This is a genomic window from Pseudomonas frederiksbergensis, from assembly GCF_000802155.2.
Classification (GTDB): domain Bacteria; phylum Pseudomonadota; class Gammaproteobacteria; order Pseudomonadales; family Pseudomonadaceae; genus Aquipseudomonas; species Aquipseudomonas frederiksbergensis_A.
Map to the genome: position 1 here is coordinate 47,089 of NZ_JQGJ02000003.1, position 12,572 is coordinate 59,660.

Annotated in this window: 9 protein-coding genes; 6 read left to right on the forward strand and 3 right to left on the reverse strand. The window is 59.9% G+C overall.

The window, feature by feature from the left end:
* The first annotated feature begins 42 nt into the window (after positions 1-42).
* Positions 43-1,269 carry a multifunctional CCA addition/repair protein gene (locus JZ00_RS06230; protein ID WP_039590770.1) on the forward strand — a complete coding sequence of 409 codons (1,227 nt, stop codon included), beginning with the start codon at positions 43-45 and terminating at the stop codon, positions 1,267-1,269.
* Positions 1,270-1,382: 113 nt separating this feature from the next.
* Here JZ00_RS06230 and folK read toward each other — a convergent pair whose 3' ends face one another.
* Both folK and folB read right to left on the reverse strand, forming a co-directional pair.
* Positions 1,383-1,901, reverse strand: a complete 519-nt coding sequence (gene folK, locus JZ00_RS06235; RefSeq protein ID WP_039590768.1) for a 2-amino-4-hydroxy-6-hydroxymethyldihydropteridine diphosphokinase — start codon at positions 1,899-1,901, stop codon at positions 1,383-1,385.
* Positions 1,892-2,245 (reverse strand): dihydroneopterin aldolase, encoded by a 354-nt coding sequence (gene folB / locus JZ00_RS06240; protein ID WP_039590767.1) that lies wholly within the window; start codon positions 2,243-2,245, stop codon positions 1,892-1,894. Before folB ends, folK begins: the two co-directional genes overlap by 10 nt.
* 74 nt (positions 2,246-2,319) lie before the next feature.
* Here folB and plsY point away from each other — a divergent pair, with 74 nt between their 5' ends.
* A complete protein-coding gene (gene plsY / locus JZ00_RS06245) occupies positions 2,320-2,889 on the forward strand; it encodes a glycerol-3-phosphate 1-O-acyltransferase PlsY (protein ID WP_039590765.1) in 570 nt (189 codons plus the stop codon).
* 7 nt (positions 2,890-2,896) lie between these two features.
* On the opposite strand, the gene tsaD is transcribed toward plsY, so the two are convergent.
* Positions 2,897-3,922 (reverse strand): tRNA (adenosine(37)-N6)-threonylcarbamoyltransferase complex transferase subunit TsaD, encoded by a 1,026-nt coding sequence (tsaD, locus tag JZ00_RS06250; protein WP_039590763.1) that lies wholly within the window; start codon positions 3,920-3,922, stop codon positions 2,897-2,899.
* Positions 3,923-4,121: 199 nt separating this feature from the next.
* Between tsaD and rpsU the strand changes: the two genes are divergently transcribed.
* The 4 genes from rpsU to JZ00_RS06270 all read left to right on the forward strand — a co-directional run bounded on the left by rpsU (position 4,122) and on the right by JZ00_RS06270 (position 12,558).
* Positions 4,122-4,337 carry a 30S ribosomal protein S21 gene (gene rpsU / locus JZ00_RS29960; protein ID WP_002551877.1) on the forward strand — a complete coding sequence of 72 codons (216 nt, stop codon included), beginning with the start codon at positions 4,122-4,124 and terminating at the stop codon, positions 4,335-4,337.
* A gap of 480 nt (positions 4,338-4,817) precedes the next feature.
* Positions 4,818-6,776, forward strand: coding sequence for a DNA primase (gene dnaG, locus JZ00_RS06260; protein ID WP_039590759.1), 1,959 nt, complete (start codon positions 4,818-4,820; stop codon positions 6,774-6,776).
* A 67-nt stretch (positions 6,777-6,843) separates the two neighbouring features.
* A complete protein-coding gene (gene rpoD / locus JZ00_RS06265; protein ID WP_039590757.1) occupies positions 6,844-8,691 on the forward strand; it encodes an RNA polymerase sigma factor RpoD in 1,848 nt (615 codons plus the stop codon).
* A 123-nt stretch (positions 8,692-8,814) separates the two neighbouring features.
* On the forward strand, positions 8,815-12,558 hold the full coding sequence (locus tag JZ00_RS06270) for a bifunctional diguanylate cyclase/phosphodiesterase (RefSeq protein WP_039590753.1): 3,744 nt from the start codon (positions 8,815-8,817) through the stop codon (positions 12,556-12,558).
* Positions 12,559-12,572 lie beyond the last annotated feature (14 nt).

Below are 12,572 nucleotides of genomic sequence, written 5' to 3' on the forward strand. Positions count from 1 at the left end.
CCGACGTAAAGGTTTATCCTGTCGGCCCAACGGAGGTTTTTTATGCAGATCTACAAAGTCGGCGGCGCTGTTCGTGATCGCCTGCTAGGCATCCCGGTCACTGACATTGACCGAGTGGTGGTGGGCGCCACTGCCGAGGAAATGCTTGCCAAGGGTTTCCGTCCCGTGGGGGCTGATTTCCCGGTATTCCTCGATCCGAAGACAGGCGACGAATACGCCCTCGCCCGCACGGAGCGCAAGAGCGGCAGGGGTTATGGTGGTTTCATCTTCCATGCCAGCCCTGAGGTCACGCTTGAAGAAGACCTGATCCGCCGGGACTTGACGATCAACGCGATGGCCGAGGACGATCACGGCAATCTTACCGACCCCTACCACGGGCAGCGCGATCTTGAAGCTCGCCTGCTTCGCCACGTTTCCCCCGCATTCGCCGAAGATCCTCTCAGAGTCCTGCGTGTTGCGCGCTTCGCTGCACGCTATGCCCCCCTGGGTTTCAGGGTGGCTGGCGAGACGCTTGAGCTGATGCGCCAACTCAGCGACTCCGGCGAGCTGGAGGCATTGACGGCCGAACGCAGTTGGAAAGAAATTTCCCGGGCACTGATGGAGAGCCAGCCGCAGGTATTTATCCAGGTGTTGCGCGACTGCAACGCCTTGAAGACCCTGATGCCCGAGGTCGATGCACTGTTTGGTGTTCCACAACCTGAAGCTCATCACCCCGAAATCGATACAGGCGCTCACACGCTGAGCGTGCTGGAACAGTCAGCAAACCATGGCCAGCCCCTGACTGTGCGCTGGGCTTGCCTGCTCCACGATTTGGGCAAGGGCCTGACACCTGAACATGAATGGCCGAGACACATCGCCCATGAGCACAAGGGGCTGAAGCTGATCAAGGCGGTCAACGAACGCTTCAAGGTGCCTCGCGACTGTCAGGAACTGGCGCTGCTGGTTGGCCAATACCACACGCATGGCCATCGAGCGCTTGAACTCAAGGCATCCACTCTGCTTGAACTGCTTCAAAGCTTCGATGCTTACCGCCGCCCCCAGCGCTTCGAGGAGTTCATCGCCGCCTGCGAGATGGATGCACGCGGTCGCAAGGGGCTCGAACAGCGCAGTTATCCACAGGCCGATTACTTGCGGGGCGCAGCGGCCGCAGCACGGGCGGTGGCAGTCCAGCCGTTGCTGGAGAAAGGCTTCAAGGGACCGGAACTCGGTGAAGCGATCAAGCGTGAGCGTCTCAGGGCGCTGAAGGCTTACAAGGAAACGGCGAGCTGACGGGACCTGCGTCAGTTTGCCTGGGTGGTGGATATCCCGCTGTCATCGCGAGCAAACCTGCTTCCACAGGACTTATGCAGACCACAAGCGTGCTCGCGATGATGGCAGACGCCTTACAGCAGGCTCGGTGGCGTAAGCTGCTCCCCTCGCCACTCGAAAGCCACCGGCGCCAATACCTGGTCGATCTTCGCCTCTTCCCACAACGTGGCAAAACTTTTACCCACGCCTGGATGAGTCCGATCCGGCGCGATCAAGGATAAGGGCCACAGCACAAAGGCATTCTTGAGAATTTCAGCACGCGGCAGGATCAAGCCATCGAAGTTGCCGACCTGTTCGCCGTACAACAACACGTCGATATCCAGCGGCAGACCCTTGCGGTCCGGCGCATAACGACCGTTGTCGGCCTCGATGAACTTGAGGCGGCGGTCCAACTCCATCAGCGACAGGTCAGTGAAGGCCGAGACGACGAAGTTGAAAAACGGTCCACTCTTGATCCCCACCGGCTGGCTCTCGAACACAGCCGAGCAGCGCATATCCACCAGGAAGCCGGACAGCGCTTCCAGCCCGGCACACAGATGGGTTTCGCGCTCGATATTGCTACCAAGCCCTAGGAAAACCTGGGTCAACGACATCCGCGCTCGATCTCCACGCCCACACCACTGGCAGCCGGTACAGCGCCAGGCTTGGTCACTTTCAGGCGCAGCCAGGTGATCTTGAACTCATCCATGAGCTCCTGGGCCAGGCGTTCGGCGAAAGTCTCGACCAATTGGAACTGCGCCTGCTCGGCGAACGCCTGGATGCGTGACGACACGCTGGCATAGTCGAGCGCCAGTGTCAGGTCGTCGCCTGCGGCAGCCGGACGGTTATCCCAGGCGAAGCTCAGGTCAAGCCGCAGGCACTGTCGGATGCCTCGCTCCCAGTCGTAGGCACCGATTACCGTGTCGACTTCAAGGCCTTCGATAAACACTCTGTCCAAGCACTCTTCTCCGCAGCACGACAAGGGCGCATTGCGCCGTTAGAATCAGGGCGTCCCCGCCCGGAATGGTTAGCATGTTTTGGTTACTGGCGATCCTCGCCTACCTGCTCGGCTCACTGTCCTTCGCCATTTTGCTCAGCCGCCTGACCGGTCGCCCGGATCCGCGAACGAGTGGCTCGGGCAATGCCGGCGCCACCAACATGCTGCGCCTGGCCGGACGCAAACTGGCCATCCTGACCCTGCTCGGCGACCTCTGCAAAGGCCTCTTCCCGGTACTGATCGCCAGCCTTGCAGGGCTCTCGTTGCAGCAACAGGCCTGGATCGGCGTCTGTGCCGTCATCGGCCATCTGTTTCCACTGTACTTTCGCTTTCGCGGCGGCAAGGGCGTCGCCACTGCCGCCGGCATGCTGCTGGGCCTGTACCCACCGGCCGCCCTGCTTGCCGTCTGCGCCTGGCTGCTGACCTTCTACCTGACCCGCACCAGTTCCCTGGCCGCACTGATCGCCACGCCACTCACCCTGCCGTTACTGGCCTGGCAGGAGCCGGCGGCCTTGCTGCCGATGACAGCACTCGTCGCACTGATCGTCTGGCGCCACCGGGGCAATCTACGCGACCTGTTCGCCGGGCGCGAACGGCATTTTTAATGCCGCTTCACAGCGGCGACAACTGCTCCATGGGCCAACGGGCTTGCACGCTGATCGCCAGGCCCTCATGTTGGCCCGCTTGCAGGCGCTGGCAACCGGCAAAAGCAATCATCGCGCCGTTATCCGTGCAGAACTGTGGCCGGGCGTAGTAGACATCCCCTTTCATGTCACCGAGCATTTTTTCCAGGGATGTCCGCAAGGCCTTGTTCGCGCTCACACCGCCGGCGATCACCAGGCGCTTGAGCCCGGCCTGCTTCAAGGCGCGCTTGCACTTGATGGTCAGAGTCTCTACCACGGCCTGCTGGAACGCCAGGGAGATGTCGCAACGGGCTTGCTCGCTGTCGTCCCCGGCGTTGACACACTGTTGCCAGGTGTTGAGCGCAAAGGTTTTCAGGCCGCTGAAGCTGAAATCCAGACCCGGTCGATCGCACATCGGACGCGGAAAGACGAAGCGTCCTTCAACCCCCTGGGTTGCCAGCCTTGCGATTTCCGGCCCACCGGGATAGTTGAGGCCCATCATCTTCGCGGTTTTGTCGAAAGCCTCACCGGCGGCATCGTCGAGCGACTCCCCCATGAGCTCGTATTGACCGATCCCATCCACGCGGACCAGTTGGGTGTGTCCACCCGATACCAACAAAGCGACGAACGGGAATTGCGGCGGTTGCGGCTCCAGCATCGGTGCCAGCAGATGGCCTTCCATATGATGCACGCCCAAGGCTGGAATGCCCCAGGCGAAGGCCAGCGCCTGAGCGCAGGAGGCACCAACGAGCAGCGCGCCTACCAGGCCCGGCCCGGCCGTATAGGCGATGGCATCGATCTCGGTCGGCACGCAGCCGGCTTCTGCCAGGACCTGGCGGATCAAGGGCAGCATGCGCTTGACGTGGTCGCGGGACGCAAGCTCGGGCACGACGCCGCCATAGGCGCGATGCAGGTCGATTTGACTGAACAAAGCGTCGGCCAGCAGGCCGCGCTCACTGTCGTAGAGTGCAACGCCGGTTTCGTCGCAGGACGTTTCTAATCCCAGTACTAGCATGGGTTTGCGCCTTGTAGAGGCTGAATTCGAAGGCGCGCATAATAGTCGCCGCGTTGTGCCCCGACCAGCGGTTTTCGATCAGAGGCTTTGCATTCCGAGCGATGAGGGGTTAACATCCGCAACCCTTAAAAACCGACGTCTTCAAGTGCTCTTTTGCCGCGAGGATGTTGACCCCGGTAATGAATGAAGGTAGCTCTGGATGCCAGCCGTCAAAGTAAAAGAGAACGAACCCTTCGACGTAGCTCTGCGTCGTTTCAAGCGCTCCTGCGAAAAAGCCGGTGTTCTGGCTGAAGTTCGTAGCCGCGAATTCTACGAGAAGCCGACTTCCGAGCGTAAGCGCAAAGCAGCAGCCGCTGTTAAGCGTCACGCCAAGAAAGTTCAGCGCGAACAGCGCCGCGCCGTACGTCTGTACTAATACACAGACGTCCGTCGCAAGCTTCTTGCCAAGCCCGGCCCTCAAGCCGGGCTTATGGCATTTGCGGAACAACGCTTGATGCTTCACCGTCAAAGCCGCAGACGCGACCTAGACAAACCGCTTCACCGCGTCAGACCTGGCTCTTTTGCCAGCGGTGCACGTCTTTTCTGACGAGCCTTCCAAGGCTACTGACGAGCACACCCTGATTCCTCTAACGACGATCAGCCCAAGGCACCTCCTTGCGTGCCCGCTTCATGAGCTATCCGTGGCCAGATCGGCGGTTACCGGATTCAGCGCAACACATTCGCACAGTCGAGTACTGATAGTAATTAACGTCAGTGGACAATCGGCAGATACACTTCCGACAAGCAATGAAGCAGACAATCCGGTCGAGCCATTTTTTTGAGTGCCTCGAAACCAGGAATCAATCACGCCTGCTGATTTCGGGCCCCTATTTCGCGCAGTGATGATGAGAACGCCATGGCCGGGCTAATTCCCCAGAGCTTTATTGACGACCTCCTGAACCGTACCGACATCGTCGACGTGGTCAGCTCTCGCGTGCAAATGAAGAAAGCAGGCAAGAACTACACAGCCTGCTGCCCATTTCACAAAGAAAAAACCCCATCTTTCAGCGTCAGCCCCGACAAGCAGTTCTACTACTGCTTTGGCTGCGGCGCGGGCGGCAACGCCCTCGGCTTCCTGATGGACCACGACAACCTGGACTTCCCCCAGGCTGTCGAAGAACTGGCCAAAGCCGCCGGCATGGAGATTCCCCGCGAGGAAAGCGGTCGGGCGCACAAGCCGCGCCAACCGACCGACTCCCCGCTTTACCCACTGCTGACGGCCGCGGCGGATTTCTATCGCCAGGCGCTTAAAAGCCACCCAGCCCGCAAGGCGGCGGTGGATTATCTCAAGGGCCGCGGCCTGACCGGGGAAATCGCCCGGGATTTCGGCCTCGGCTTCGCCCCGCCCGGCTGGGACAATCTCTACAAGCACCTGAGCAGCGACACGCTGCAACAACGCGCCATGATCGACGCCGGCCTGCTGATCGAGAATGCCGAGACCGGCAAGCGCTACGACCGTTTCCGTGACCGGGTGATGTTCCCGATCCGCGATACACGCGGGCGAATCATCGCCTTTGGCGGCCGGGTACTGGGCGACGACAAGCCCAAGTACCTGAACTCCCCGGAAACCCCGGTTTTCCATAAAGGCCAGGAACTCTACGGCCTTTACGAGGCGCGCAAGAATAACCGCAACCTCGACGAAATCATCGTCGTCGAAGGCTACATGGACGTGATTGCCCTGGCCCAGCAAGGCTTGCGCAACGCCGTCGCGACCCTGGGCACGGCCACCAGCGAAGAACACATGAAGCGTCTGTTTCGCGTGGTGCCCAACGTGCTGTTCTGCTTCGACGGCGACCAGGCCGGCCGTAACGCCGCCTGGCGCGCACTGGAGGCCACCTTGCCGTGCCTGCAGGATGGGCGGCGCGCACGCTTCCTATTCCTGCCCGAAGGCGAGGACCCGGACACCCTGGTGCGCTCCGAAGGCACCGATGCATTTCGTGCGCGGATCAACCAGCACGCGCAACCGCTGGCCGATTATTTTTTCCAGCAACTGACCGAAGAAGCCGATCCACGCTCCCTCGAAGGCAAGGCCCACATGGCCACCCTCGCGGCTCCGTTGATCGACAAGGTGCCCGGCGCCAACCTGCGTACGCTCATGCGTCAGCGCCTCAGCGAAATCACCGGCCTGAACAACGAAGCGATGAACCAACTGGCGCACAGCGCTCCACAGGAAGCGCCGCCAGCGTATGACCCAGGTATCGATTACGACGCGATGCCGGATTTCGCCGACTATCATCAACCCCAGCAGGATTACGCCCCGCAGCAGGAATGGACGCCGAAAAAAAATGCCGGCGGCGGCAAGAAATGGGACAAGAAACCCTGGGACAAGAATGGCAAGCGGGGCGATCGCGACCAGCCACGTGTCCCGCGCGTGCCGGCCGCCGTCGAACCACCAACACTGGCAGCCCTGCGCACCTTGCTGCATCACCCGCAATTGGCTGAAAAGGTCGAGGACGCAGGACATTTTGCCGCTGAGGACCACAGCAACACGCAGTTGCTGGTCGCACTCCTTGAAGCCGTGCAGAAAAACCCCAAGCTAAACTCATTCCAGTTGATCGCGCGGTGGCATGGCACCGAGCAGGGGCGCCTCTTGAAGGCGCTGGCCGAGAAGGAATGGCTGATAGAGGGAGACAACCTTGAACAACAGTTTTTCGACACCATTACTAGCTTGTCCGCCCGCCAACGCGAGCGAAACCTGGAACAACTTCTGCGCAAAGCTCGCCAGAGCGAGTTGACCAGCGAAGAGAAAAACCAATTGCGGGATTTACTCAGCCGCAATGTTTGCGCATCAAACCCGACCTCAACTGGCGCGTGAGGTCACAGCTCAGGTATAATCCTCGGCTTGTTTTTTGCCCGCCAAGACCTTCAGTGGATAGGGTGTTATGTCCGGAAAAGCGCAACAGCAGTCTCGTATCAAAGAGTTGATCCTATTGGGTCGTGAGCAGGGCTACCTGACTTACGCGGAGGTCAACGACCACCTGCCGGAGGATATTTCAGATCCGGAACAGGTGGAAGACATCATCCGCATGATCAACGACATGGGGATCAACGTATTCGAGGTTGCTCCAGATAAGGATGCCCTTATGCTGGCCGACGCCGATACCGACGAGGCGGCCGCTGAAGAAGCGGCCGCAGCGTTGGCGGCGGTCGAGACCGACATTGGTCGCACCACGGACCCTGTGCGCATGTACATGCGCGAAATGGGTACGGTAGAGCTCCTCACGCGTGAAGGCGAAATTGAAATCGCCAAGCGTATTGAAGAGGGCATCCGTGAAGTGATGGGCGCAATCGCGCACTTCCCTGGCACGGTCGAGCATATTCTCTCCGAATACACCCGCGTGACCACCGAAGGTGGCCGCCTGTCCGACGTCCTGAGCGGCTACATCGACCCGGACGACGGCATCGCGCCGCCTGCCGCCGAAGTGCCGCCGCCGATCGACGCGAAAGCCGCCAAGGCCGACGACGACACCGATGACGAAGACGCCGAAGCCAGCGACGACGAAGAAGAAGCCGAAAGTGGTCCGGATCCGGTCATCGCTGCCCAGCGTTTCGGCGCCGTTGCCGACCAGATGGAGATCACCCGCAAGGCGCTGAAGAAGCATGGTCGCAACAACAAGCAGGCAATTGCCGAGCTGTTGGCGCTGGCCGAGCTGTTCATGCCGATCAAGTTGGTGCCGAAGCAGTTCGAAGGCCTGGTGGAACGTGTTCGCAGTGCCTTGGATCGCCTGCGTCAGCAAGAGCGTGCGATCATGCAGCTGTGCGTCCGTGATGCGCGCATGCCACGTGCAGACTTCCTGCGCCAGTTCCCTGGTCATGAAGTCGACGAAAGCTGGACCGATGCACTGGCCAAGGGCAAGAGCAAATACGCTGAAGCCATTGCCCGCCTGCAACCGGACATCATTCGTTGCCAGCAGAAACTCAGCGCGCTTGAGGCCGAGACCGGCCTGAGCATCGCCGAGATCAAGGACATCAACCGTCGCATGTCGATCGGCGAGGCCAAGGCCCGCCGCGCGAAGAAAGAGATGGTCGAAGCGAACTTGCGTCTGGTGATCTCGATTGCCAAGAAGTACACCAACCGCGGCCTGCAATTCCTCGACTTGATCCAGGAAGGCAACATCGGCCTGATGAAAGCGGTGGACAAGTTCGAATACCGTCGCGGCTACAAGTTCTCGACTTATGCCACCTGGTGGATCCGTCAGGCGATCACTCGCTCGATCGCCGACCAGGCCCGCACCATCCGTATTCCGGTGCACATGATCGAGACGATCAACAAGCTCAACCGTATTTCCCGCCAGATGCTGCAGGAAATGGGTCGCGAACCGACCCCGGAAGAGCTGGGCGAACGCATGGAAATGCCTGAGGACAAGATCCGCAAGGTACTGAAGATCGCCAAAGAGCCGATCTCCATGGAAACCCCGATCGGCGATGACGAAGACTCCCATCTGGGTGACTTCATCGAAGACTCCACCATGCAGTCGCCGATCGATGTCGCCACCGTTGAGAGCCTCAAGGAAGCGACCCGCGAAGTACTTTCCGGCCTCACGGCCCGTGAAGCCAAGGTACTGCGCATGCGTTTCGGCATCGACATGAACACCGACCACACCCTTGAGGAAGTCGGTAAGCAGTTCGATGTGACCCGTGAGCGGATTCGCCAGATCGAAGCCAAGGCGTTGCGCAAATTGCGCCACCCGACGCGAAGCGAGCATCTACGCTCCTTCCTCGACGAGTGACCTTCAAACCCCCGGCCCTGCCGGGGGTTTTGTTATGCGCAGATAAAACGCCTTTCGTTGCCACCCCCGCCCTTTTGCCCGTCTACACTCGAAACATCCTCCCCACGCCAAGACGAGACCGTGATGCCCAGACTGACGGCCATGCTTTTGCTGTCACTGATGACCTGGACCGCAACGGCCGGTGCGTTGACGCTCACCGATGAAGAGCGCCGCTGGCTCAAGGACCACCCCGACCTGCGCCTGGGCGTCGATGCCTCATGGCCGCCGTTCGAATTCCGCGACGACCAGGGTCGCTACCAAGGCTTGGCCGCCGACTACGTCGATATCATCCGCCAGCGACTGGCGATCACATTGACACCCATCGAGCCAGTCAGCTGGACCGCGGTGCTGGAGCAAGTCGCGCAGGGCAAAATTGATCTTCTGCCAGGCATCATGTCCACACCTGAGCGCCAGAATTACCTGGCTTTCACTCGTCCTTACCTGGACTTTCCAATCGTCATCCTCGCCCATCACGGCGGCGCCCAACCGCGCAAGCTCGAGGATCTGTATGGCTTGAAGATCGCCGTGGTGGAAAACTATGCCCCACACGAACTGTTGCGCAATCACCATCCCGACCTGAACCTGGTTGCGCTGCCCAACGTCAGCTCGGCCTTGCAGGCTCTGGCGACCGATCAGGTGGATGCCGTGGTGGGCGACCTCGCTTCCAGCGTCTGGAGCCTGCGTCAACTCAAGCTCGATGGGCTCTATGTGAGCGGGGAAACCCCTTACCGTTATCAGTTGGCCATGGCCGTCCCGCAGGAAAACAAGTTGCTCGTCGGCATCCTGGACAAAGTGATGGCGGATATGTCTGCGGCAGAAATCAGCGAGATCCAGGAAAAGTGGATCGGCAACGTACGTGATTATCGGCAGCTCTGGTCAGATCTGTTGCTGTATGGCCTGCCAGGGCTGCTTTTGCTGATCGGCATCCTGGCGGTGGTGATTCGCATCAATCGCCGCCTCAGCTCGGAAATTGCTCGAAGAGTCGACTTGGAACAGGAGCTGCGCAGCAGCGAATACCATTACCGCGGATTGGTCGAGAGTCTTTCAGCCATCGCATGGGAAGCGAAGGTCAGCGATTACACCTACAGCTACGTCTCGCCCCACGCCGAAGAACTGCTGGGGTATCCCCTTGCCCATTGGCTCATCCCCGGTTTCTGGCGCAACATCATCCATCCGGCCGACCTCACCCGCGCCCAGACTTATTGCGATCAAGAAGTACTTGCCGGGCGCGATCATTGTGTCGATTACAGGGTGATCACCGCTGACGGTCGCTGCTTGTGGGTACGGGATATTGTCAGCCTGATCCAGCACGGCCATGAACCGCTGATGCGTGGCCTGATGATCGACATCAGTGAAGCCAAGCACACCGAAGAAGCGTTGCGTCTCTCCGAACAAAAGTTCGCCTCGGTGTTTCGTCAGTGTCCTGACATCCTTGTGATCGCGCGCCTGCAGGATGGCTGCCTACTGGAAGTCAACAAAGCCTTTGAAGAGCAGATCGGCATCAATGCCAATCACGTCATAGGCAAAAACGCCACGGACCTGAAAATCTGGGGCATCCAGGGCGTGGGGCCGGGCCTGTTGCAGCGTCTGCAGGCCGGGAGCATTCGCAATCTGGAGATGCCCTTTCGACGCAGTAATGGCCAGATTTTTACCGGATTGATCTCGGCCGAACCCTTCGATCTCGACACTACACCCGCCCTGGTCGTGGTTGTGCGAGACATCAGCCAGCTCAAGGAAACCCAGCAACAGCTGCAGACCTCTGAAGAGAAATTCGCAAAGGCGTTTCATGCTTCTCCCGACGGCCTGCTGCTGTCCCGGCAAAGCGACGGCCTGCTGATAGAAGTCAACGAAGGTTTCAGCCGCATCACCGGTTTCAACAGCGCCCTGTCAGTCGACCGCTCCACGCTGGACCTGGGCATCTGGGTCAATCTCAACGAACGCAAACAGATGCTCGACCTGCTGCAACGGGACGGTTTCGTAAAGGATTTCAGTTGCCATATCCGCCGCAATGACGGACAGATCCGACTTTGCGAGGTGTCCAGCCGTCCCCTGCCCATTGGCAATGAAGATTGCATGCTGACCATCGCCCGGGACATCACCGAGCGCCACTTCATGCAGGAGAAACTACAACAGGCGGCCACGGTGTTCGAAAGCACCGCCGAGGGCGTCCTGATCACCGACACGCAACAGCACATCAACGCCGTGAACCGTGCCTTCACCGAAATCACCGGCTATAGCGAAAGCGAAGCGTTGGGGCACACGCCTCGTTTACTGGCCTCCGGCCTGCATGACAGCGCCTTCTACGCCGCGATGTGGCATCAGTTGACGGCGGAGGGCCATTGGCAGGGGGAGATTTCCAACCGGCGCAAAAATGGCGAGCTATACCCCAGTTGGCTGACGATCAGCGCCGTGCGCAATCGGGACCAGCAGATCACTCACTTCGTCGCGGTTTTTGCCGATATCTCCAGCCTCAAGCATGCCCAGGCCCGACTCGATTACCAGGCACACCACGACCCGCTCACCGGCCTGCCGAATCGCACCTTGTTCGAAAGCCGCCTGCTCACAGCCCTGAACAACCAGCAGGAAAACGGCGGCCAGGGCGCAGTGTTGTTTCTCGACCTGGACCGCTTCAAGCACATCAACGACAGCCTCGGGCACCCGGTCGGCGACCTGCTCCTCAAGGGCATCGCCGTGCGGCTGCGCGAGCAGCTACGTGATATCGATACAGTAGCGCGCCTGGGGGGCGACGAATTCATCATCCTGCTGCCCGGCCTGCAACAGCCCAGCGACGCCGAGCATATCGCTCAAAAACTCCTGAACTGTTTTGCCGCGCCGTTCCAGGCGGGTGAACACGAATTTTTCATCAGCGCCAGTATCGGCACCAGCCTGTATCCGCAAGATGGCTGTGACGTGGCCACGCTGGTCAAGAACGCCGACGCGGCGATGTACCGATCCAAAGCCAAGGGTCGTAACCGGGTAGAAAGCTACACCCGCGACCTCACGGCCCAAGCCAGTGAGCGGGTGGCGCTGGAACATGAACTGCGACGGGCGATCGAGCGCAACGAGCTGTCGTTGTCTTTCCAGCCGAAAATCAGCCTGGCCGACAACCGTCTGGTGGGCGCCGAGGCGCTTATTCGCTGGACCCATCCGACCTTTGGCGACGTGCCCCCCGAACACTTCATTCCCCTGGCCGAAGAAAACGGGATGATCCTGCAGATCGGCGATTGGGTGTTGGAAACCGCCTGCCGGCAGCTCAGCGAATGGAACAGCATCCATGAGAGCCTCGGCCCCCTGTCCGTGAACCTGGCAGGCGTCCAACTGCGGCAACCCAACCTGCTGGGTCGCATCGAACAACTTCTGCGGGAAAACCATCTCGAGCCGGGCTTATTGCAACTGGAGATTACCGAAAACTTCATCATGAGCCAGGCCGAAGAAGCCTTGGCGGTTTTGCACCAACTGAAAAAACTTGGCGTGCAACTGGCCATCGATGACTTCGGCACCGGCTATTCCTCCCTGAGCTATCTCAAGCGCCTGCCGCTGGACATCCTCAAGATCGACCAGTCCTTCGTCCGCGGCCTGCCCGATGACCCCCATGATGCGGCCATCGTACGGGCAATTATCGCCCTGGGCCGCAGCATGCAATTCACCATCATTGCCGAAGGCGTCGAAACCCAGGCCCAACAACAATTCCTCGCCGATGAAGGCTGCGAACAGATCCAGGGCTACATCGTCAGTCTGCCCCTGTGTGCCGAAGAATTTGCCGCAACGTTTCTATGTGTAACCGTATCGGATTTTTCGGATAGCACAGCCGAGAAACCGTCGCTATAATCCGCGGCCTACTG